Origin of the sequence: Herbiconiux ginsengi, assembly GCF_900107435.1 — a bacterium.
Lineage (GTDB): Bacteria > Actinomycetota > Actinomycetes > Actinomycetales > Microbacteriaceae > Herbiconiux > Herbiconiux ginsengi.
Map to the genome: position 1 here is coordinate 781,156 of NZ_FNPZ01000001.1, position 21,975 is coordinate 803,130.

Consider the following 21,975-nt stretch of genomic DNA (forward strand, 5'->3'; position numbering starts at 1 on the left):
TTGTGGTGGGTCGGGCGGGCGCTCAGCCCTCGACGGGCACGTGCACGCCCTCGTCGGGCGGGAGGGTCTGCCCGTGCAAGGTCTTGCGGCGGCGCGCCAAGGCGATCAGCGGGAAGAGCAGCACCGAGAGCATTCCGGCTCCCACGAGCGCCGCGGCCGTGCCGGGCTGCAGTGCACCCTCCTCGAGGCCGATGTCGGTGACCGCCACGATGATCGGGAGCCCCGTGGCACTGAACAGGGCGATCGCCGCGCGGTCGTCGCCGGATGCGCCGAGCGGTGCTGCCAGCATCCCGGGCAGACCGCGCACCACGAGGAAGAGGACGAGGAAGACCGGCACGAGGAGCAGCGCGTTCGGGGAGCTGATGAGGGAGGCGAGATCGAAGGTGACGCCGGTGTAGACGAAGAAGATCGGCACGAGGAACCCGAACGCCACCGCCTCGAGCTTCGACTCGATGACCTCCTTGTCGGCCTCGGGCGCCCCCGAGAGCAGCACCCGGTAGAGCACGCCCGCGGCGAACGCGCCGAGCAGCATGTCGAGGCCGAAGGCGATGCTGAGGCAGACCAGCGCCGCGACGAACAGCAGCACCAGGCGCACCGCGAACTGTCCGCTGGAATGCCGGGTGGCCGTGATGATCGCGTGCAGCCGAGTGTGCGGCCCGCGCGAGGCGAGCCAGATCGCGAGGCCCGTGATCACGACGAACCCGATCAGCACCAGTGCCGCGACGAGGGGCTTCCGCCCGCTGAGGAAGAGCGAGATCGCGATCAGCGGGCCGAATTCGCCCGCGGCCCCGATCGCGGTGACGGCACGGCCGAAGGGCGTCGACAGCTCGCCGGCATCGCGCAGCATCGGCATGATCGTGCCGAGCGCGGTCGACGTCAGGGCGACGCCGATGAAGATGCCCGCTTCGACCGAGGGCGCGAGCACCAGCCCCACGATGAGCCCGAGGGCCAGCGAGATCACCCAGCCCAGGCTCGACCGCCCGAGCGGGCGCCCTGTGATCGCGCCGAAATCGATCTCGTTGCCGGCCATGAAGAACAGCATCGCGAGACCCAGGTTGGCGAGCACGGCGATGAACTCGTCGGCCGGCACCCAGCCGAGCACACTCGGCCCCACCAGGATGCCGAGCAGGATCTCGAAGACCACGAGCGGCACCTTCGCCACCCGCCCCACCGCGGCCGCGATCAGCGGTGCCAGCACGGCGAGCAGCGGCACCATCACCAGGGCGACAGGATTGACCTCCATGCCGCCATTCTGGCGTATCGCGGCCGGGTGTCCCTCGTCGAAAATCGCAAACGTCGCGGCATCCGGCCTCTCAGGGGCGGCGAGCGCCGCGACGTTTGCGGTTTGGAACCGGCGCGGTCAGGCGGTGAGGTGCCGTTCGTCGGGGCCGTTGTACTCCGAGAGCGGACGGATGAGCGCGTTCGACGCGAGCTGCTCCATGATGTGCGCCGTCCAGCCCGTGATGCGGGCGGCGACGAACAGCGGCGTGAACATCTCGGTGTCGAAGCCCATGAGGTGGTAGGCCGGTCCTGAGGGGTAGTCGAGGTTGGGCTTGATGTTCTTGCGCGCCTGCATCGCGTCGTCGAGCGCGGTGTAGAGGTCGAGCAGATCCTGCCGGTCGTATTCCTCGATGAGGGTGTCGAGCGCCGCCTTCATGGTGGGCACACGCGAGTCGCCGTTCTTGTAGACCCGATGCCCGAAGCCCATGATCTTGCGCTTTCCGGCGAGCGCCTCGTCGAGCCAGGCCTCGGCCCGGTCGGCCGATCCGATCTCGTCGAAGATGTGCATCACGGCCTCGTTGGCGCCGCCGTGCAGCGGGCCCTTCAGCGCACCGATCGCCGCGACCACCGCCGAGTAGAGATCGGCGAGCGTCGAGGTCACCACGCGCGCGGTGAAGGTGGAGGCGTTGAAGGAGTGCTCGGCGTAGAGGATCATCGACACGTCGAACGCGTCGACGACGACATCCGAGGGCACCGAACCGAACGTCATCTTCAGGAAGTTCGCCGAGAAGCCGAGCGAGGCATCCGGCTCCACCAGCTCCTGCCCGCGCCGCCGCCGCTGGTCGTAGGCCACCATCGCCGGGATCTTCGCCAGCAGCGTCACCGACTTGGCGAGGTTGCCGGCCGGCGACGCGTCGTCCCACGAGGGGTCGAGGGCGCCGACGACGCTCACGGCCGTGCGCAGCACGTCCATCGGATGCGCCGTGACCGGCAACTCGTCGATCACGCGCTTCACCGCCGGGTCGAGCGCCCGCTGCGACCGTTCCGACTGCTCGAAGGCGGCCAGCTCCTCGTCGCTCGGCAGCTCCCCGTTCCACAGCAGATAGGCCACCTGCTCGAAGGTGCAGTTCGCCGCGAGTTCCTGCACCGGATAGCCCCGGTAGAGCAGCGAGTTGGTCTCGGGATTGACCTTCGAGATCGCGGTGTAGTCCACGACTACGCCGGCGAGCCCCTTGCGGATGTCGGATGGATCGGTCATCTCACTCCTTCGTGCTTCGGTTCAGTGCGCGCGTTGTCCAGGATGCGCCGTTCAGCGCGCATCCGGAACATCGAAATCGAAAATGGACGTGTCGAAGGCGTTGTAGGCGGCGTAGTCGAGCAGTTCGTAGAGCCGCGCGCGAGTCTGCATCGCCGGCACCTCGCTCTTCAACGACCCCTCGGCCACCAGCGTGTCGAGACCGCGCTCGGCCGCGCCCATGGCGATGCGCAACAGCGAAACGGGGTAGATCACGAGGTTCACACCCACGTCTTTCAGCTGCTGCGTCGAGAAGAGCTCGCTCTTGCCGAACTCGGTCATGTTGGCCAGGATCGGCACCGGCACGGCGGCGCGCATCGCCTCGAACTCGCCCAGGTCGGCCATCGCCTCGGGGAAGATCGCGTCGGCGCCGGCATCCACCAGCTGCTTCGCACGGTCGATGGCCGCACCGAGTCCGTCGACCCCGCGCACGTCGGTGCGGGCCATGATCAGCAGGTTCGGATCGCGCCGGGCGTCGGCGGCGGCACGGATGCGCTTCACCGCGGTGTCGGCGTCGACCACGGCCTTGCCGTCGAGGTGCCCGCAGCGCTTCGGGTTCACCTGGTCTTCGATGTGCAGGCCCGCGATGCCCGCGTCTTCGAGCGTCTGCACCGTGCGCGCCACGTTCATCGGCTCGCCGAATCCGGTGTCGGCGTCGATCAGGGTGGGCAGGTTCGTCATCCGCGCGATCTGCGCGCCGCGGCCGGCGACCTCGCTGAGCGTGGTGAGCCCGATGTCGGGGAATCCCAGGTCGGCCGCGATCACGGCGCCCGAGATGTAGACGCCCTCGAAGCCCTTCTCCTCGATCAGGCGGGCCGACAGCGGGTTGAAGGCGCCGGGCATCCGGAGCAGCTCACCGGAGTTCAGCGCGGCCCGGAAGGCGGCGCGCTTCTCGGCGGCCGGAACGGTGGAGTACAGCATCAGAACAGTCCCTTCGGGAGCGGGATCGACTCGAGCAGCCCGGGTCGAGCGGTCACGGTGAGGCCCGGCAGCTCGGTGGCGTCGAGCTCGGGCAGGCGCTCGACCAGAGCGAGGAAGCGCGCGATCTCGGCGTCCTCCACGACGCCGTCGGCGAGCGTCTCGAACTTGCGGACGTAGTCGGCCCGGGCGAACGGCCGGGCGCCGAGCGGATGCGCATCCGCCACCGCGATCTCGTCGGTGACGGTCGATCCGTCGGTCAGGATGATCTCCACCCGGCCACCGAACGCCTTCTCGGCGGGGTCGGTGGAGTGGTAGCGGCGGGTCCACTCCGGGTCTTCGACGGTGCGCACCTTCTGCCACAGCTCGACCGTGTCGGGGCGGCCGGCCCGCTCGGGCGCGTAGGAGTCGACGTGGTGCCACGCGCCGTCCTGCAGCGCCACCGTGAAGATGTAGGGGATCGAGTGGTCGAGTGTCTCGCGGCTCGCCGTGGGGTCGTACTTCTGCGGGTCGTTCGCGCCCGATCCGATCACGTAGTGCGTGTGGTGGCTGGTGTGGATCGTGACCCTGCCGATGGCCGACGGGTCGAGGAGCTCCGGATGCTCGTTGTGCAGCTTGCGGGCCAGGTCGATCCAGGCCTGCGCCTGGTATTCGGCCGAGTGCTCCTTGGTGTAGCTGTCGAGGATGGCGCGCTTGGCTTCGCCCTTGGCGGGCAGCGGCACCTGGTAGCGCGCCTCCGGGCCGTCGAGGAGCCAGGCGATCACGCCGTCCTCCCCCTCGTAGATCGGCGTGGGGCTGGTCTGGCCGCGCATCGCCCGGTCGACCGCTTCGACGGCCATCTTGCCGGCGAACGCGGGGGCGTACGCCTTCCAGGTCGAGATCTCGCCCTTGCGCGACTGGCGCGTGGCCGTGGTGGTGTGCAGAGCCTGGCCGATGGCCTGGAAGATCGTCTCGGTCGACAGGCCGAGCAGGGTGCCGATGCCGGCTGCTGCCGACGGCCCGAGGTGGGCGACGTGGTCGATCTTGTGGGCGTGCAGGCTGATCGCCTTCACCAGGTCGACCTGGATCTCGTAGCCCGTGGCGATGCCGCGCACCAGCTCGGCGCCGGTGCGCCCGGCGTGCTGCGCCACCGCCAGGATGGGCGGGATGTTGTCGCCCGGATGCGAGTACTCGGCCGCGAGGAAGGTGTCGTGGTAGTCGAGTTCGCGCACGGCGACCCCGTTCGCCCATGCGGCCCACTCGGGGCCGAAGCGGCCGTCGACGCCGAAGACGGTCGATCCGGGCGCGTAGGGGTGATCGAGGGCCTGCGCTCGAGCGGCGACGGCGGGCGCGCGGGTGATGGACGCGGTGGCCACGGCGGCGTTGTCGATCATCCGGTTGATCACCATCTCGGTGACCTCGGGCGTGACCTCGACGGGATCGGTGGCGACCTCGGCGATCTTCCATGCCAGCTGCTCCTCGCGCGGGAGGTTCTCGTCGCTCGGGTGAACTCGTACCTCGTGCAGATTCATCGCGGTGTCGCATCCTTTTCTCGCACTGCCGTGCTGTCTATCAGGGTCGGGTTGCCGCCGAGTGAACGGTCGAGCGAGCCCAGGGTGGAGCGGAGGCTCCGGTACAGGTGCACCCGTGTCGCGTCGGCGGCGAGCCGGGCGTCGCCGTCGACGATGGCGTCGACGATGAGCAGGTGCTCCCGCGCGGCTTCGAGCAGGCGGGCCGGGTTGTCGCGCGAGAGCCGGCGCAGGCGCGCCAGATGCGTGCGCACCGCGGAGAGGGCCGAGACGAGGAACGGATTCTGCACCGCCTCGTCGACCGCGTCGTCGAATCGAGCGACGAGGTCGTAGTAGGCGTGTCGGCCGGGATCGGGGTCGGTCAGGAGCGCAGGCACTTCGCGCAACTGATCCTGCAGCGCGCGGAACGGGGCCAGCTCGCGCCGCTCGGCAGCCAGCGAGGCCGCCTGCGCCTCGAGAGCCTGGCGCAATTCGAACAGCTCGGTGACGTTCTCGGCTTCGACCGGGCTGACCACCAGGCCACGGCCACCCTGCGGTTCGGCGAGACCATCGGCCACGAGCCGGGCGAGGGCTTCGCGCACGGGGGTGCGGGAGATGCCGAAGCGGCCGGAGAGCTCGACCTCGGCGAGCACGGTGCCGGGCGCGAGATCCCACGACAGGATCTCCTCGCGAAGCGCGGCGTAGGCCGTCTCGCTCGCCCGCGCCATCAGGGGCACACCTTCTGTGTATACATTGAGGCCACTCTACGCCGCAAGAACCGCTCGCACAAGAAACTGTGTATACACAAGATAGTCGTGCGTTCCCACGTGTCGGCGCGATGCCGGTCGCCCGTGCGTTTCGGGAGGAGGAGAGCCGAACCGAGGCCGGATACGGGGTCACTTCTCTTCTCCTCCTCCCGAAACGTCATGGAGGCGGGTGCGGACTCGTCAGCGCAGCGGCACCCGCACGTCGACGCCGCCCTCTTCCGTGAGGCGGGTGCGCAGACGGGCCACCGTGGGTGCGGGCACGAATCCGCCCGCGAACAGGGCCTCTCCTTGGCGGAAGGCCGGCGAGCGCTCGAGCAGAGCGGCCGGCGCGAAGCCGAAGACGGTGGCGAGCTCGGCCAGGTCGACGGGCGAGCTCATCTTCATCAACGCCAGGTTGTCGCACTGCGACAGGATGCTCGGATGCACTTTCGACGGCCGTTGCGTCGACAGCAGCAACCAGAGCCCGAATTTGCGCCCCTCGGCGGCGATCTGCACGATGCGGTCGCGCACGGCGCGGGCGAGCGGGCTCTCCGCATCCGGTGAGCAGAGGTTGTGCGCCTCGTCGATCACGATCAGGATCGGGCGTCGGCTCTCCCGTTTGGCCCAGAGGTCGTCGAGCACCGACAGCGCCACCACGAGGTGCTCGTCGGGGAAGGTGAAGCCGCCGATGTCGAGCACGGTGGCGTCGGGGCGCTCCTCGAGCGCATCCGTCACCGCCTCGGTCTCGCCCGACCAGAGGTCCCAGTCGAGCAGGCGCAGGTTCTCGATGCGCAGAGCCAGCGCGACCGCAGCCGGCTCGCCGGTGGCGCGCAGTCGCGGGATGATCTGGTCCTGCTCCTCGATGCCGTACTCGCGTTCGAGGTGCATGAGTGCGTTGTACTCGGCGCGGTCGGTCAGCGGATCGATGCCGAGCACCGCGGCGCGGGAGCGCATGCCCAGTTCGGTGAAGCGCACCCGGAGCGGATCTCCGCCGGCGTGCTCGGGGCGCAGCACCCGGATGCGCCGGCTCGCGAGGGCGGCCTGTTCGTCGGTGGCCGTCTCGGTGCTCTCCCGCAGCTCCTGCAGACGCACGAAGTCGGCGTTGGGATCGAACACCACGATCGGCAGCCGGGTCGACACCAGCAATTGCTCGAGCACGACGCCGAGCGCGTAGGTCTTGCCCGATCCGCTCTGCCCGCACCAGAAGGTGTGCCGGTTGAAGCGGCCCGGGACGAGTCGCGCGGCCACCTCGGGCGACTCGTTCAGGCGGCCGATCGCCAGGGTGGCGCCGGCGTCGGCGAAGATGCGGTCGATCGCGTCGTCGTCGGCTTCGGCCATCTCGGCGCTGCGGAACGGGGCGCCGACCCGGCTGACCATCCCGCCGTCGGCGCTCAGTCGGCCGAGCAGACGACCGGTGCCGGAGTGCCCGCCGTCGGCCGTGACCTCGACCGCGTCGACCTGCCCGAGCTGAACGCCCTCACCGGGCTCGGTGAACGCGACGAAGCTGCCGGCCACGAACGGCGTCCCGTCCGGATCGTCGAAGTAAAACGAACGTCCATCCAGCGACGATCCCTGTGTCATTCGGTGCTCCTCAGCGTGGCACCGATGCCGGTGCGGGCAGGAAATCAGGGTACCGCTTCGCACTTTCCCTCGCCCGACCCGCGGTGAGGCCGAGGCCGGAGGGTCCGACCGCAGGCCGGGCTCTCCGACCTCAGCCGAACATGTCGCCCGGCGCCGCAGTGGCGGCGGCGCCGGCAATAAGCGCGCGACTGACCGCAGGCCAGCCGCGCGCGAGAATGTACCCATGCAGTGCTCCTACTTCGACGCCGGGCTCTGCCGCTCGTGCACGCAGATGGGGCAGCCCTACACCGAGCAGCTCGCCGCCAAAGACCACCGCTGCCGAGAGCTGCTGGCCGGGTTCGGGCCCATCGAATGGCTGCCCCCCGTGGCGAGCCACGAGAGCGGCTATCGCAACAAGGCCAAGATGGTCGTCGGCGGCTCCGTCGAGCAACCCACGTTGGGCATCCTCGACGGCCGCGGCCGCGGGGTCGACCTGCAGGGTTGCGGCATCCTGGAGCCGGGGATCCAGGATGCGCTGCCGACGCTCGCTGCGTTCGTCACGAGGAGCGGTCTCGTGCCCTACGACGTGCCGAACCGGCATGGCGAGCTGAAGTTCGTGCTCGTCACGGAGGCGCCCAGCGGGGAGCTGATGGTGCGGTTCGTGGTGCGCAGCGAGGAGTCGGTCGCGCGCATCCGTCAGCACCTCCCGTGGCTGCAGGAGCGGCTGCCGCGGGCCGTGGTGGTCTCGGTGAACCTCCTGCCCGAGCACAAGGCGGTGGTGGAGGGCGACCGCGAGATCGTACTGACCGAGCGCGCCACCCTCACGATGCGCCTCGGCGATGTGGCGCTGCACCTGCGCCCGCAGAGCTTCTTCCAGACCAACACCGCCGTGGCCGAGCAGCTCTACGCACAGGCGCGGGAGTGGGTCGACGAGAAGGCACCCGCGTCGGTCTGGGACCTGTACTGCGGGGTCGGCGGCTTCGCGCTGCACGTGGCGGCGCCCGGTCGGCGAGTGCTCGGCATCGAGACGAGCGCCGATGCGGTGGCGAGCGCACGGCTGAGCGCCGAGGAGGCGGGACTGACCGACGTGCGCTTCGAGGTGGGCGATGCGACGGCCGACCTGGGTGAGCCCGACGTCCACCGGTCCCCCGACCTCGTGATCGTGAACCCGCCCCGCCGCGGCATCGGGCCCGACCTGGCCGCCCGGCTCGACGCATCCGGAGCCCGCACCGTGATCTATTCGAGCTGCAACCCCGTCTCGCTCGCGAAAGACCTCGCGGCCATGCCGTCGTTCGCGGTGCGGCGGGCGCGGGTGCTCGACATGTTCCCGCAGACCGCGCACCTCGAGGTGGTCACGCTGCTCGAGCGCCGTTGAACCCCTTTCCGGCGCGCGCCGATCGCAGTAGCGTCAGGCCATGACCTTCAACGACGACTCGAAGCTCGACTCGCGCAAGGTCTCCAAGCGCGGGCGCAACGTGGCCATCGGCGGCGGGAGCGCGATCGTGGTGGTGGGGTTGTTCATCCTGTCGCAGGTGCTCGGCGTCGACCTCACGGGGTTCGCGGGCGGCGCGGGCAGCGGCACGCAGACCGAGGAGACCCTCGACTGCGAGAGTGGCGCAGACGCCAACGCCAGCACCGACTGCCTCATGGTGGGCGCCGCCAACTCGCTCGACGTCTACTGGGCCGACACTGCGCCTGCCCTCGGCGTGCAGTACCGCTCGCCCGCCGACTTCGTGCTCTTCGAGCAGGCCACGAGCACCGGATGCGGCCAGGCCTCGAGCGCGACCGGCCCCTTCTACTGCCCGCCCGACGAGACGATCTACGTCGACACCTCCTTCTTCGACGAGCTGCGCAGCCGGTTCGGAGCGTCGGGCGGAACCCTCTCGCAGATGTACGTCGTGGCGCACGAGTGGGGGCATCACATCCAGCAGCTCGCGGGCATCCTGAGCAGCACCGATCACTCGCTCACCGGACCGGCCTCCGATTCGGTGCGCACCGAGCTGCAGGCCGACTGCTTCGCGGGCGCCTGGACCGGGGCCGCCTCGACGATCGAAGACGAGAACGGCGTCACCTTCCTCGAACCGGTGACCCGCGAGCAGATCGCGGATGCGCTGAACGCCGCCTCCGTGATCGGCGACGACCGCATCCAGCAGCAGAGCAGCGGTCAGGTCGACCCGGAGAGCTGGACCCACGGATCGAGCGCGTCGCGGCAGCACTGGTTCGAGACGGGTCTCACCGGCGGACCCGGCGCCTGCGACACCTTCAGCGTGCCCGCCGCGCAGCTCTGACCCCGCCCGGAATCGTGAGGCGCGCTCGATTGGCGGGCGGCCCGGCGCGTGCTTAGGCTCGATGGGGTGAGCACGAACGAGCACCTTCCCCGCGGGCGGGCGAGCCTCGAGGTGCTGCGCGCCGAGGCGGCCGACGAACTCGACACGATCGTGCACGAGCGGTTGCTGGCGGGTGAGGATCCGTGGGACTTCATGGACGACCTGCCCACCGTCGACGAACTGGTGGTCTACCTGCTGCGCGCCGACAACATCAACGAGAACGGCGGCCGTCGACCCGGATCGGCCCGCGACTACCGCGTGCTGCGCCAGATCGCGCTCGACCACCCGGGCCTCACCCGCGCGGTGTGGCGGCTGATCGGCACGCAGGGCGCGCATCCGGAGGGCTCGGCCGCGTCAGCCGGGCGCCGCACCGGGGGCACCGGCGCCGCCTGATCCACCCCGCCCGCCGCCGTGGTCGGCGGGTATCCGAGTTCGGTGTGAATCGCCGCAGAGCTCCCTGATTCGGGGTGGTGGTGGGCGCCCGTTCTCGGAAGGGTGGGGAGCTCCCAACCGGAAGGAGAGCCCGATGCTCACCCTCACCGAGAACGCCGGCGCCGTGGTCAAGAACCTCGCCGACCGCACGCTCGCCGCATCCGGCGACGTCGACACCGCGACCGAAGGTGGACTGCGCATCTCCACCGCCGAGCGCGAGAACTTCGAGGTGGCCGTCGCGCCGCGTCCGCATCCGACCGATCAGGTCGTGGAGAGTTCCGGCGCCCGGGTCTATCTCGAACCGGAGGCGGCGGATGCGCTGAGCGACAAAGTGCTCGACGCCCAGGTCGACGCCAACGGATCGGTGCACTTCACCCTCGGCGTGCAGTAGCCCACCCCGCCACACCCCTCGCGACCCGCCATAATCCGCCCCCTTCCACACCATTTCGGGGCAGATTTTGGCGGGTCGCGATGCGTGAGGCAGGTCAGCGACGGAAGGCGCCGACGAGGCGCTGCCAGGGGGAAGGCTTCTCGGGTGCCGGGAGCAGGCCCGAGAGCTCCTGCACCTGCACGTGCTCGGTGAGGAGCACCGTTCCGGCCTCGGGGCGCACCGCTGCCGCGCCGCCGCCGCTCAACGAAGGCTTGCCGCGCTCGACCCAACTGAGATACGCGGCATACGGATCGGACGAGTCCTGTTCGGCGACCACGGCAGGCTGAGACGAAACGCTACGTCGGTAGTGTCTGCCCATCCCAATCCTCCTACGAGAATCGTCCCGCGTTCGGGGGCATTTCGCACCACACGCTTCGATTCGTTACCAGTTCGTTTCATGTGTACAGCACGAAACGCCGCGCGCCATCGCCCGACGAGCACCGCAGCTCAGCGCGACGGCATCACGCGGAGAGGCGCAGCAACTCCTCGTGCTCGATGACGTCGAAACCGACCACGACGCCGTCTCCACGGCACTCGATGCACAGCTCGACCAGATCGTCGACGAGGGCCTGCATCGGGTCGGCTCCTGACCCCTCACAGCGTTCGCAGATCTCCATGTTGTTCATGTGGCCCATTGTGCGCCGCACCACCGACATTGGAAGCGCCCACGCCGCAAGACCCCGTTTCCACGGGCGCGCCCATCCGATGCCGCGCCCACGGCCGTGCGCCCATGACTCTCGCTCGAGGCGAGTCGCGACTGGTTCGCCGCGCTGTTGCGGGTGGGGTCGGGGGAGGGCGCGGCCGGCCCGTGATCCGGATGCGACACTGGTCGGATGGAACCGATCACCCCCGAATGGGCGACCCGCGTCGAACGGCTCTGGGAACGCTTCGACGAGTTCGACGAGCAGGCCTTCGTAGCGGCCGTCGACGAACTGGCTGCAGAATTGCCCGACGACAGCACCGTCGCGGCCTTCGAACGGGCCGGTGCCCGCGATTCGACGGGGCGCACCGCCGAGGCGATACCGCTCTACCGAGCCGCCCTCGCAACGGGTCCGGATGCCGCAGCGCTCGACCCTTCGCGTCGCCGGCAGGCCACCATCCAGCTCGCCAGCTCGTTGCGCGCCCTCGGCCACGCGGAGGAGAGCGTCGAGCTGCTGGCTGCGGAGAGCCGCCAGCCGTCCGACGAGCTGGACGACGCGGTGACCGGCTTCCTCGCCCTCGCACTGGCGGATGCCGGCCGCGAGCGGGAGGCGCTCGCGGTGGCGCTCACCGCACTCTCCGGCCACCTCACCCGGTATCGCCGATCGCTCACGGCCTACGCCTCCGAGCTCGCCTGATCACCGCGTCGGATGCGCCGCACGGGCCTCCCGCACCGCTGCGACCGCCGATGGGGAGACCTCCCCATCGCGGCCCGCACGCAGCTCGCCTACTCTCGACAAGCGCCACATCATGACGAACGAGGACTCCATGCGACACCCACGCCGACGAGCCGACACTCGACGACCTCCTCTGGGAGCTCGACGTGACCACGGCGCGCCTGGACTCGCAGGAGTCGTCGGCCTCGGCACGTCTGGTGGCCGAGGTGCCCCGGGCCCAAGCGCCGCAGGACAAGGCACCCCGGACCGGGGGCGCCCGCAGCCGCAAGCCCGCGAAGCCTCCGAGGCGCGGCCGATTCCACCGCCCCGAGCTCGAGTCCCGCTGGGAGCGCCTATCGCGCAACCGCATGGTGCAGGCCGCGTCGGGCACGACCCTTCTCGCGGGCACGGCTGTGCTCGTCGTGGTGGCGCTCGGCCGCTGAGCCGGCGGCATCCGTCGGCGACACACGTCGACATCTGACATGCTCAGCAAACGCCCAGCCGATAGGGTCGGAGACAACCGGCCGTTCGAGCCGCGCCCCGGCGGCTTCGAGTCGCCCTCTTTCACCGTCGAAGAATCGGATGGAACCAATGTCATATCCTGCTGCCCCCGAGCCCACAGAGCCCTCCCTCGCCGCGAAACTGATCGCCGAGGTCGCGGGAACCTTCCTGCTAGTGTTCGCCCTGGTCGGCGCCGCGACCTTCTCGGCCGTCTTCGGCGGCGACTCCAACCCGCTCGGTATCGGCTTCCTCGGTGTGGCGCTCACGCTCGGCCTCACCGTGATGATCGGCGCCTACGCCTTCGGCCCCATCTCGGGCGGCCACTTCAACCCGGCGGTGACGCTCGGCCTCGCCGCCGGCGGCCGCTTCGCCTGGAAGGACACGATCGGCTACATCGTGGCCCAGCTCGTGGGCGGCATCCTCGGCGCCACCGCGGTCTTCGCGCTCGCGTCGGGCGGCCCCGACGGCTTCCTCGACAAGGCCGTCGCCGGCGGATTCGTGTCCAACGGATTCGGCGAGCACTCCCCCGGCGGCTTCGGCCTCGGCTCCGCCATCGCGGCCGAGATCATCATCACCTTCGTGTTCCTGCTGGTGATCCTGAGCGTCACCCACGTGCGCGCGGTGCACGGCTTCGCCCCCATCGCCATCGGCCTGACGCTCACCATCATGCTGCTCGTGACCATCCCGATCGACAACGCCTCGCTCAACCCGGCGCGCTCGATCGCCACCGCGATCTATGGCGGCGGCGACTGGCTCGCGCAGCTCTGGGTGTTCATCGTGTTCCCGATCGTGGGTGCGCTGATCGCCGGTTTCACCTACAAGTTCCTGTTCGACAGCGTGAAGAAGCTGCCGGCGCAGAACTGACGCGATCCGTCCGGCAGGCCATCGGGCCCGGTCTGCCGGACGGATGCGGCACGTCGATCGGTCGTCAGAACCGGTCGGTCAGCCGCTCCTGCAACTCCGCCATGAGCGCGCGGGAGAAATACGGGCAGGAGAGCCGGACGGATTCACCGAAGCTCTCGACCGTGATGGTGCGGCGCTCCGGCGACACTGTGAAGCGCACCTGCCCGCGGTGCCAGAGGAAGGTCTGGTGCCAGCCCATCGTGGCGTAGACCCAGACATCGCTGATCTCGAGCCGCGTGATGGTCTCGCGTTCATCGCGGAAGAGACCCGCCAGCGCCGAGGGCAGCAACCGCAGCGGGCTCGCCGCGAACACCCGCGTGGAGGTGGTGCCGCCGCGGGAGCTCCCGCTCGCCCCCGTTCCCGCCCCGGTGCTCGCCTCGAGCCAGGGCTCGGGTTCGCGTTCGGGCTCGGGGTCGCACGGGGTGTTCTCGGGGTTCTGATCTCGGGTGTTCACCATCGCCGCCCATCGCCATCATCGAATCTCGTCGGTTCGCTCGCTCGTCAGCTCGCGGAGAGGCGCAGCGCGTCGGGTGGGGGGATGGGGTACACGCCGTGCCGCGCCTCTCACCCGAAGAGACGCAGCCTTGGCCGATTCATGACGCGACTTCTCGAAAACGGCCGATCGCGGGCGTCGGAGCGCCGACCCGGGTGAAACCGCGCTGCGTGTCGCCGGCAGCTCTCACCCGTCGCCTGCCCCGCGGGAGCGATTCCACCCCTAGCCAGGGACGGGCCACCGGGCGTACAGTCACGCCATGGTCACCGACGACCCCGTGCAGACGAACCCCGAGCACTACCGCACCCTCTGGGAGAACGAATTCGTGCGCGTGCTCGAATACCGCGACGAGGCCGGCGACAGCACGACGCCGCACGAGCATCCGAACAGCGTGATGGTGACTCTCAGCGCGTTCGCCCGGACCCTCTCGGCCGGCGGGCGGGAGTTCACCACGGAGCTCCCCGCGGGGCAGGCCGTGTGGCTGCCCGCGCAGAGACACTCGGGCGAGAACACCGGCTCCACGCCGACGCACACCATCCTCGTCGAACTCAAGGGCGCGGCCGCCGGCGACCCCTCGGGCGGGAGTCTCGGTCCGGAGGTTTGAGACGGCTGGTGCCAGCCGCTCCGTTCGGATGCCTGGGCGGCCCGAGGGCGACGGCGATACAGTCGGAAGCGTGAGCGACGCACAGGAACACCACGACGAAGGCGCGAGCGATCTGGCCTCGCGGCTGGGGCTGGGACTCGCGGCGGTCGGCCGCCCCGCATACATCACGGTGGGCCGCGACGGTGACCTCGGGGCGGGCGAGGAGCGCAGCGTCGACGCCCTGCGCGAGCGCGCCCACGCGCTGCTCGACGCCGCCTGGTGGCTCGGCATCCGGTATGTGGACGCGGCACGCTCGTACGGCCTGGCCGAGCAGTTCCTCGGATCCTGGCTCGCCGCGCATCCGGGTCGCCGCGACGAACTCACCATCGGCTCGAAATGGGGTTACGCCTACGTCGGGGACTGGCGGATGGATGCTCCGGTGCACGAGCGCAAGGAGCACAGTCTCGCGATGCTCGACCGGCAGTGGCCCGAAACGCAGGAGGCGCTCGGCACGGTGCCCGACGTCTACCTCGTGCACTCGCTCACCCCCGACAGCCCGGTGCTCGGCGACCAGGCGCTGCTCGACCGCCTGCGCGAGCTCGCGGCCGGCGGGGTGCGCATCGGATTCTCCACCAGCGGCCCCGAGCAGGGCGCCGTGATCGACGCCGCGCTCGCCCTGCGCGACTCCCCGTTCTCGGCCGTGCAGAGCACCTGGAACCTGCTCGAGCAGTCGGCCGCTCCTGCCCTCGAGCGGGCCAACGACGCGCGCTGGCTCGTCGTGGTGAAAGAGGTGCTGGCCAACGGCCGGCTGAGCACGGAGGGTACGGAAAGCGGAGGCGAACCCGATGCCGCCGCTCTCGCCGCGCGCGACGAGCAGCCGCTCGAGGGCCTCGCCATCGGCGCCGCGGTGGCGCATCCGTGGGCCGACATCGTGTTGAGCGGGGCCGTCACTCGCAAGCAGTTGCGCGAGAACCTCGCCGCGAAGGCCCCGGCCGTCTCCGAGGAGCAGCTCGGGACCCTCGCTGAGCCGCCCGAGCGGTACTGGGCGGAGCGCGCCGCGCGCGAGTGGGCCTGAGGCGCGATGCGGGGTAGCCGGTTTGGGCTACCCAGCAGGCCTTCAGGTCTCTTTTGCGCTACCCCGCGGTCCCCCGAAGGGGCTCAGCGCAGGGTGGTGATGTCGATCACGAAGCGGTAGCGCACGTCGGAGGCCAGCACGCGCTCATAGGCCGCGTTGATGTCGTCGGCGCCGATGAGCTCGGTCTCGGGGGCGATGCCGTGCTCGGCGCAGAAGTCGAGCATCTCCTGGGTCTCGCCGATGCTGCCGATGCCCGATCCGGCGAACGAGCGACGGTTGCCGAACAGCGTGAAGACGTGGATCGGCAGCGCCTCGGGCGGCGCGCCGACGTTCACCAGGGTGCCGTCGAGGGCGAGCAGCGAGAGATAGGCGTCGAGGTCGATGACCGCGCTCACCGTGTTGATGATGAGGTCGAAGTTGTTCGCGAGCTGCTCGAAGGTGGCCGGGTCGCTGGTGGCGAAGTAGTGGTCGGCGCCGAGGCGCAGGCCGTCGTCCTTCTTGCTGAGCGTCTGCGAGAGCACGGTGACCTCGGCCCCCATCGCGTGGGCGATCTTCACGGCCATGTGGCCCAGGCCGCCGAGGCCGACGACGGCGACCTTCTTGCCGGGGCCTGCGTTCCAGTGGGCGAGCGGCGAGTAGGTGGTGATGCCGGCGCACAGCAGCGGCGCGGCGGCCTCGAAGGGGATGTTCTCGGGCACCCGCAGCACGAAGTCCTCATCGACCACCACGTGGGTGGAGTAGCCGCCCTGCGTGATGGTGCCGTCGCGGTCGACCGAGCCGTAGGTTCCGGTGTTGCCCTTCAGGCAGTACTGCTCCTGGCCGGCGAGACAGTTCACGCACTCCCGGCAGGAGTTCACCATGCAGCCCACGCCCACGCGGTCGCCGACCTCGTGGCCGGCGACCTCGGAGCCGACCTCGGTGACGAAGCCCACGATCTCGTGGCCGACGGTCAGAGGGTACTGCTGAGGCCCCCAGTCGCCACGCACCGTGTGGATGTCGGAGTGGCAGATCCCGGCGTAGGCGATCTCGATCAGCACGTCCTTCGGACCGAGGTCGCGGCGCTGGATGGTGGTGCGGATGAGGGGTTCGGTGGCAGAGGGCGCGGCGTAGGCGTTCACAGTAAGCATCGACATCCATTCAACCGTGTCGAGAAGGATGCTGGGAGACACTGTCGTGACGGTTAACGGCAGTACCTCCCTGCGCCCGGGCCACGGGCGTACCGTGGTGCGGTGACCAATCAGCAGGACGTGCGCGAGTTCCTCGGGTCGCGCCGCGCGCGGATCACGCCCGAGCAGGCGGGGCTGCCGACCTTCGGCGGCACGCGCCGGGTGCCGGGCCTCCGCCGCACCGAGGTGGCGATGCTCGCCGGAGTGAGCCCCGAGTACTACACGCGACTCGAGCGCGGCAATCTCGCCGGAGTCTCCGAGAACGTGCTCGAAGGCGTGGCGCGAGCCCTCTCGCTCGACGAGGCCGAGCGAGCGCACCTGTTCGATCTGGCGAGAGCCGCGAGCGCCGGGCCGATGCGCGCGCGACGCAAGCCGCAGCCGCACGTGCGGCCGAGCATCCAGCGCATCCTCGACGCCATCACCGAAGCGCCCGCGTTCATCCGCAACGGGCGATTCGACGTGCTGGCCGAGAACGCGCTCGGCAGTGCGCTCTACGCCCCGCTCAACGAGAGCCCGGAGCGGCCGGTGAACCACGCGCGCTACATCTTCCTCGACCCGAACGCGCCCTCCTTCTGGGGCGACTGGGAGCGGGTGACCCGCGACACGGTCGCCGTCCTGCGGGCCGAGGCGGGGCGCGACCCCTACGACCGCGGGCTCACCGACCTGATCGGCGAGTTGTCGACGCGCAGCGAGCTGTTCCGCATGCTGTGGGCGGCGCACGATGTGCAGTTCCACCGGAGCGGCACCAAGGTGTTCCACCATCCGGTCGTCGGAGAGCTCGAACTCGCCTACGAGGGGTTCGACCTGACCGCCGACCCGGGGCTGACCCTGCTCACCTACAGCGCCGAGCCGGGAACACCGTCGGCGGACGCGCTGAACCTGCTCGCGACCTGGGCGGCGACGCAGCGCAGCGAGCGGTCGTCGTCATCAGTGTCGTCGTCGGCGGGCACGGATGCCTCGACCGCTGCCGAGACCCAGGCCTGAGCGGCGCCCGGCCGCACCACGCCGCGAACCCCGCACTGGAGGTTGCCGAACGGGGGTGGCCGTTTTCGGCGACCGGAGCACACGGCCAAGTACCGCGATCGGCGGTTTCGAGCCGGCGAGAACGTCAAAGACGCGTTCAAGCACTGAGCCGGTCGGATGAGGGACACGACTGCGGCTGCTGGCCGACACGCACGTTCCTGACCCTGACCGCCGAGGCCGGGTCACTCCACGACATCCCCCTCGTCGATGCGGTCGACGGCGGGCCGAACGTCGGCAGGATTCATCGTGGGCGTGATGCTCGCCGTCGGCGGCGCGGTTCTGAGCCTCGCCCACCTCTTCTTGTTCCGCCGCGACTCTCCGGGGCGCCAGTAGTCCGAGGTTCGCGCGACTCGCGAATCCGCCACCGATCCTCGTTCAGCCGATGCGGTGGGGGCCGGAGAGGCCGATGCTGGAACGATGACACGTCCTGACGCCACCGAGGCAGTCGTGCACGCCGGCCGCGAGCACGGCAACGACGCGCCGTTCGTGATCGTTCCGGGCATCGGGATGTCGCATCGCTACAGCATCCGGCTGCACGACGAGCTCGCGCGCACGGCGACCGTGCTCTCGCTCGATCTGCCCGGATTCGGCGACCGGCCGAAGCCGGCCGGCCCGATGTCGGTGCCCGACTACGCCCGCGTCGTCGCACAAGCCCTCGACGACCGGCAGACCGGCCGCGTGGTACTCATCGGCCATTCGATGGGAGCACAGTTCTCCGTCGAGCTGGCACGCCGGCGGCCGGGTCTCGTGGAACGGCTCGTGCTCGTGGCACCGGTCGCCGATCCGCACCGCCGCACCACACTGCAGCAGAGCCTCGATCTGCTGCACGACCTCGTGCTCGAGACGCCGTCGGCCGCCGCGATCGTCACGGCCGACTACCTGCGCACCGGCCCGCGCTGGTTCTTCGCCGAGGTGCGGGCGCTCCTCGCCTACCGCACCGAGGAGGCCATCGCCGGGGTCGCTTGCCCGGTGCTCGTGATGCGCGGCGAGAACGATCCGATCGCCCGCCGCGGCTGGTGCTACGACCTGGCCCACCGGGCCGCCGACGGCCGCCTGGTCGAGATCGACAAGGCCGCGCACGTGCCGCAACACACCGCGACGCACCACGTCGCCCGCGCCATCCTGGCGTTCACCGCTCGAGACGCGTACAGCGCACCGCGATGACGATCCGCTGGCGGGATCGCGCCGGATGGTGGATGAGGGACTACCTCACCGCGACCGGCCTCCTCCTCGGCGGTATCACCTCGCGCGACGACCCGCGCGACTACCGTTCCGGCACGGGGCGGCCATGCGTCGTCATCCCCGGCGTGTACGAGACCTGGCATTTCATGCGGCCGATCGTCGAGGCGTTGCACGACCGCGGGCATCCGGTCTTCGTGGTCACCGATCTCGGTCACAACCGCCGTCCGGTGCTCGACAGCGCCGAACTCGTGACCCGGTTCGTGACCGAGCGCGGGCTCGACGACGTGTTCGTCGCCGCCCACAGCAAGGGCGGCCTGATCGGCAAGTACGCGATGCTGAAGCTCGATCCCGATCGCCGGCTCGTGCGGATGGTCGCGATCGCCACCCCCTTCTCGGGCAGTCGCTACGCCGAGTGGGCCCCGAACCGCACGTTGCGCGCGTTCCGGGCGAGCGACCCGATCACGTCGGCACTGGCGGCCGAAGACGCGGTGAACGACCGCATCACCTCGGTCTACGGCGTGTTCGACCCGATCATCCCGGAGAGCAGCGTGCTGCCGGGCGCTCGGAACATCGAGCTGCCGAGCGGAGGCCACTTCCAGGTGCTCCGCCACCCGCGCACGATCGCGATCGCCGTCGCCGCTGCGGCGGCCCCCGCGTGATCGGTGCGGCGCCGTCAGTCGTTCCGCAGCGACGCCGGCTGCAGCGCGGTCTCGAGTTCTGACCGCATCCTGATTCCGAGCTTCTTGTACACCCGCTGGAGGTGCGTCTCCACCGTGCGAACGGAGAGCACGAGCCGCTCCGCGATGCCGCGATTGGAGAGGCCGGATGCGGCGAGCCGAGCGATCTCGGCCTCCCGCTCCGACAACGGCTCCTCCGGCGACTCCTCCTGCCACGACAGATGCGGCAGACGGTCGATGCCGAAGAGCGCGAGCTGATCGTCTCTCAACCGCGCCGAGGCCGCCGCGCGCCGCAGCTCGCCCGTCGCGGCGTCGATCCGCGCGGCACGGGCGAACGCCTCCGCCGCGACCATGTGCATGTCGATGCCGGCGGCGGCCAGGGCGATCTCGTCGAACTCTGCCGCCAGCTGCCGCGCCACCGCCGATCCTTCGGTCCAGCCGGCCGCTTCGAGGTCTTCGAGATCGGCGACGGCGTGAGCGTTCCGCGCGAGGAGCGAGAAGTAGACGCCCTCGACGCGCTCGGCGAGCTCGTCGATCCTCGGCACGATGGCCCTGGCGTTGCCGGCACGAGCGGCTTCGACCAGCATGCCGAGCGAGGCCGTGACGTATCCGGTGGCGTCGAATTCCTCGACCGCCCTCCGGAAGCTCTCGGCGGCCTCCTCCGTGCGCCCCGACGAGATGTGTATCCAGCCCTCGGCCTGCCGGACCTTGCCGGTCAGCCCGATCATGGAGACGGATGCGTCGAGTGCGGGCGCGAGCGCCGCCCAGGCGGCGGCCTCGTCGCCCTGGTGCGCCAGAGCCGTCGCGAGGTCGGTGTGGATGACCAGGGCCGACCGGGTGCGCCCGATCCGCCGCATGATCTCGATCGCGTTCTGCAATTCCGCGATGGCCTCCGGCACATGGCCGGCCGTGATCTGCAAGCCCCCGATCGTCCACCCGCAGATCGCCTGCGCCTCCCACTGCCCGAACGATCCCGCCGCGTCTTTGAAGGCTCTGATGAGGGCTATTCCGTCCATCACCCGACCGTCCCACTCGCAGAGGTAGGCCCGGGCGTGCTGGATGCGGGACGTGTCCGCTCCGAGCCCGACCAGGATGCGCTCCGCCGAGTCCAATCCCTCCCGCGCCTCGCTGAGGCGGCCCTCCAACATCACCGCCCCGGCGATCACGCACTCCGCCTGGGCGCGTTCTTCGCCGTCGAGCACGTCCAGCGCCGGCCGCAGGAGATGCGCGGCACCGACCAGGTCGTTCAGGGCGAAGAGCAGGAAGCCGCGCCGCGCCGATGCCCAGGCCGTGTCGGCACGGACGATCGACGCGAGGAGATCCGGCACGTCGTCGACGTGGCCGACCGCGTGCCAGAGCAGACCCGCGAGCATCTCCCCCCGCTGGAGGTCGTCTTCTGCCATCACGGCGATCCGCTGAAGCCGCGCCCGGGCCGCCTCGGTGTCGCCGATCTGCATCTCGGCCGCGGCCAGCGCGGTCTCCGCGTCGAAGCCACCGCCTCGCTCGACGGCGGCGGTCGCGATCCGGTGCGAGAGGGCGATGTCGGGCGAGCGGAGGGATGCACGGGCCGCGCGCGTGAGCACCTCGCCATCGAGCGGCCGGCCGAGGGCGAGCGAATGTTTCGCGAACGTGACGCACTCGGCCGGCCGCAGCCTCGCCGGCGGCACCGCGCCCAAGACGTCGACGATGCCCGTGGTCAGCCGACGCCGCCGCATGACTCCGAGCGACGCAGGAAGGAGGAGTTCGAGCAGTCCGTCGCGCAACCGGATGCGCACTCCGTCGTCGTCGCGCCCCTCCACCGTGCCCGCGTCTTCGAGCGCTTCGAGTTCGAGCTCGACGGAACCCTCCACGTCGAGCGACCGCAGGATCTCCGCCAGAGTCTGCTGCGTACTGTCCGGGGTCAGGGCGATGACGTCGGTCAAGGTCTCGGCGACCGAAGAGCGCTCGTCACCCCTCCTCACGCGACTCACGAGGGCGCGGTGGACGTGCACGCTCGGCTGCCACGCGCGCGCGGCGGTGCGCCACGGCCGGCCGGGATCCGGCCGTTCGAGATACCCGTCGCGACGCGCGTCGTCGAGCGAGAGGAGCAACGCGACCAGGTCCGATCCTCCGCGGCTCGGGATGAACTGCGCGACGGCCTCGACGTCCAAGGGGCCACCCAGGTGGTTCTCGGCGATGCTCAGCAGGTCGACAGCCGTGCGCTCGGGCAGATCGATGAGCACCACGGAGCCGTCGTTCCACAGGGCTTCCACGGGGCGAGTGAGCGGGGCGTGGGCGGTGACGGCGGCGAGGGGCACCATCGACCCGCTCGCGATGGCGCGAGCCAGGCGCTCGGCCTGATCATCGTCCAGTTCGTCGATCGCGCCGCCGACGCGCACCCGCTGCCGCGTCTTCTCGTCGAGGCGGGCCAGCACGGCGCGCATGAGCGTGGTGCGACCCGAGCCGCGGGCGCCCCGGATGAACACCCCCACCCCGCTCTCGAGCGCCCTCTGGGCGATCGCCAGACTGTCGTCGGCCTCGCGACGGCCGCTCACCTAGGCGCTCCTTGCGGTCATCCCCGTCACAAGTCCTCTTTCTACTACGGATCAGAGGCCGTTTCCAC

Annotated in this window: 23 protein-coding genes; 12 read left to right on the top strand and 11 right to left on the bottom strand. The window is 70.3% G+C overall.

The features are described from left to right. Window positions 1-22 precede the first annotated feature (22 nt). From BLW00_RS03795 to BLW00_RS03820, 6 genes are all read right to left on the bottom strand, one after another. Window positions 23-1,243 (bottom strand): cation:proton antiporter, encoded by a 1,221-nt coding sequence (locus tag BLW00_RS03795; protein WP_092549384.1) that lies wholly within the window; start codon window positions 1,241-1,243, stop codon window positions 23-25. A 117-nt stretch (window positions 1,244-1,360) separates the two neighbouring features. Next, the gene (locus tag BLW00_RS03800) at window positions 1,361-2,479 is read right to left on the bottom strand and encodes a bifunctional 2-methylcitrate synthase/citrate synthase (protein ID WP_092549387.1); all 1,119 of its coding nucleotides are present in this window, start codon (window positions 2,477-2,479) and stop codon (window positions 1,361-1,363) included. Window positions 2,480-2,530: 51 nt separating this feature from the next. Further along, window positions 2,531-3,436: a methylisocitrate lyase gene (gene prpB / locus BLW00_RS03805; protein WP_092549390.1), complete on the bottom strand. Its 906-nt coding sequence runs from the start codon at window positions 3,434-3,436 to the stop codon at window positions 2,531-2,533. Continuing rightward, a complete protein-coding gene (locus tag BLW00_RS03810) occupies window positions 3,436-4,944 on the bottom strand; it encodes an MmgE/PrpD family protein (RefSeq protein WP_092549393.1) in 1,509 nt (502 codons plus the stop codon). The genes prpB and BLW00_RS03810 overlap by 1 nt, the downstream gene beginning before the upstream one ends. After that, entirely contained in the window at window positions 4,941-5,648 is a 708-nt protein-coding gene (locus BLW00_RS03815) for a GntR family transcriptional regulator (RefSeq protein ID WP_092549397.1), read from the bottom strand. The genes BLW00_RS03810 and BLW00_RS03815 overlap by 4 nt, the downstream gene beginning before the upstream one ends. Before the next feature lie 219 nt (window positions 5,649-5,867). Continuing rightward, a complete protein-coding gene (locus BLW00_RS03820; RefSeq protein ID WP_245741251.1) occupies window positions 5,868-7,247 on the bottom strand; it encodes an ATP-binding protein in 1,380 nt (459 codons plus the stop codon). Window positions 7,248-7,470: 223 nt separating this feature from the next. Here BLW00_RS03820 and rlmC point away from each other — a divergent pair, with 223 nt between their 5' ends. From rlmC to BLW00_RS03840, 4 genes are all read left to right on the top strand, one after another. After that, on the top strand, window positions 7,471-8,601 hold the full coding sequence (gene rlmC, locus BLW00_RS03825; RefSeq protein ID WP_092549400.1) for a 23S rRNA (uracil(747)-C(5))-methyltransferase RlmC: 1,131 nt from the start codon (window positions 7,471-7,473) through the stop codon (window positions 8,599-8,601). Window positions 8,602-8,641: 40 nt separating this feature from the next. Beyond that, complete coding sequence (ypfJ, locus tag BLW00_RS03830) at window positions 8,642-9,514, top strand: KPN_02809 family neutral zinc metallopeptidase (RefSeq protein ID WP_092549403.1); 873 nt, start codon at window positions 8,642-8,644, stop codon at window positions 9,512-9,514. 66 nt (window positions 9,515-9,580) lie between these two features. Continuing rightward, entirely contained in the window at window positions 9,581-9,946 is a 366-nt protein-coding gene (locus BLW00_RS03835; protein ID WP_245741252.1) for a tryptophan synthase subunit alpha, read from the top strand. 133 nt (window positions 9,947-10,079) lie between these two features. Next, the gene (locus tag BLW00_RS03840; RefSeq protein ID WP_092549406.1) at window positions 10,080-10,376 is read left to right on the top strand and encodes a hypothetical protein; all 297 of its coding nucleotides are present in this window, start codon (window positions 10,080-10,082) and stop codon (window positions 10,374-10,376) included. A gap of 94 nt (window positions 10,377-10,470) precedes the next feature. Here BLW00_RS03840 and BLW00_RS03845 read toward each other — a convergent pair whose 3' ends face one another. Both BLW00_RS03845 and BLW00_RS03850 read right to left on the bottom strand, forming a co-directional pair. Next, window positions 10,471-10,734 (bottom strand): hypothetical protein, encoded by a 264-nt coding sequence (locus BLW00_RS03845; protein WP_217634275.1) that lies wholly within the window; start codon window positions 10,732-10,734, stop codon window positions 10,471-10,473. Between the two features lie 142 nt (window positions 10,735-10,876). Continuing rightward, window positions 10,877-11,041, bottom strand: a complete 165-nt coding sequence (locus tag BLW00_RS03850) for a hypothetical protein (protein WP_245741253.1) — start codon at window positions 11,039-11,041, stop codon at window positions 10,877-10,879. A 207-nt stretch (window positions 11,042-11,248) separates the two neighbouring features. On the opposite strand from BLW00_RS03850, the gene BLW00_RS03855 reads away from it, so the two are divergent. The 3 genes from BLW00_RS03855 (at window position 11,249) to aqpZ (ending at window position 13,135) form a co-directional block, all read left to right on the top strand. Beyond that, complete coding sequence (locus tag BLW00_RS03855) at window positions 11,249-11,752, top strand: tetratricopeptide repeat protein (RefSeq protein ID WP_092549415.1); 504 nt, start codon at window positions 11,249-11,251, stop codon at window positions 11,750-11,752. Window positions 11,753-11,937: 185 nt separating this feature from the next. Beyond that, a complete protein-coding gene (locus BLW00_RS03860) occupies window positions 11,938-12,213 on the top strand; it encodes a hypothetical protein (RefSeq protein WP_092549418.1) in 276 nt (91 codons plus the stop codon). Between the two features lie 139 nt (window positions 12,214-12,352). Continuing rightward, window positions 12,353-13,135, top strand: a complete 783-nt coding sequence (gene aqpZ / locus BLW00_RS03865; protein WP_407650944.1) for an aquaporin Z — start codon at window positions 12,353-12,355, stop codon at window positions 13,133-13,135. Between the two features lie 64 nt (window positions 13,136-13,199). Here the strand turns inward: aqpZ and BLW00_RS03870 are convergent, their stop codons facing one another. Next, window positions 13,200-13,631 carry a hypothetical protein gene (locus BLW00_RS03870; protein WP_092549424.1) on the bottom strand — a complete coding sequence of 144 codons (432 nt, stop codon included), beginning with the start codon at window positions 13,629-13,631 and terminating at the stop codon, window positions 13,200-13,202. Between the two features lie 295 nt (window positions 13,632-13,926). Here BLW00_RS03870 and BLW00_RS03875 point away from each other — a divergent pair, with 295 nt between their 5' ends. Continuing rightward, window positions 13,927-14,271 carry a cupin domain-containing protein gene (locus tag BLW00_RS03875; protein ID WP_092549427.1) on the top strand — a complete coding sequence of 115 codons (345 nt, stop codon included), beginning with the start codon at window positions 13,927-13,929 and terminating at the stop codon, window positions 14,269-14,271. A gap of 70 nt (window positions 14,272-14,341) precedes the next feature. Further along, window positions 14,342-15,325, top strand: coding sequence for an aldo/keto reductase (locus tag BLW00_RS03880; protein WP_245741254.1), 984 nt, complete (start codon window positions 14,342-14,344; stop codon window positions 15,323-15,325). An 83-nt stretch (window positions 15,326-15,408) separates the two neighbouring features. Here the strand turns inward: BLW00_RS03880 and BLW00_RS03885 are convergent, their stop codons facing one another. Then, window positions 15,409-16,452, bottom strand: coding sequence for an NAD(P)-dependent alcohol dehydrogenase (locus tag BLW00_RS03885; RefSeq protein ID WP_092551930.1), 1,044 nt, complete (start codon window positions 16,450-16,452; stop codon window positions 15,409-15,411). Window positions 16,453-16,554: 102 nt separating this feature from the next. On the opposite strand from BLW00_RS03885, the gene BLW00_RS03890 reads away from it, so the two are divergent. The 3 genes from BLW00_RS03890 to BLW00_RS03900 all read left to right on the top strand — a co-directional run bounded on the left by BLW00_RS03890 (window position 16,555) and on the right by BLW00_RS03900 (window position 19,355). After that, a complete protein-coding gene (locus BLW00_RS03890) occupies window positions 16,555-17,475 on the top strand; it encodes a helix-turn-helix transcriptional regulator (protein WP_092549433.1) in 921 nt (306 codons plus the stop codon). 456 nt (window positions 17,476-17,931) lie between these two features. Then, a complete protein-coding gene (locus tag BLW00_RS03895; RefSeq protein ID WP_139256612.1) occupies window positions 17,932-18,678 on the top strand; it encodes an alpha/beta fold hydrolase in 747 nt (248 codons plus the stop codon). Further along, entirely contained in the window at window positions 18,675-19,355 is a 681-nt protein-coding gene (locus BLW00_RS03900) for a hypothetical protein (protein WP_092549438.1), read from the top strand. Before BLW00_RS03895 ends, BLW00_RS03900 begins: the two co-directional genes overlap by 4 nt. A gap of 14 nt (window positions 19,356-19,369) precedes the next feature. On the opposite strand, the gene BLW00_RS03905 is transcribed toward BLW00_RS03900, so the two are convergent. Then, complete coding sequence (locus BLW00_RS03905; RefSeq protein ID WP_092549441.1) at window positions 19,370-21,907, bottom strand: LuxR family transcriptional regulator; 2,538 nt, start codon at window positions 21,905-21,907, stop codon at window positions 19,370-19,372. Between the last annotated feature and the right edge of the window lie 68 nt (window positions 21,908-21,975).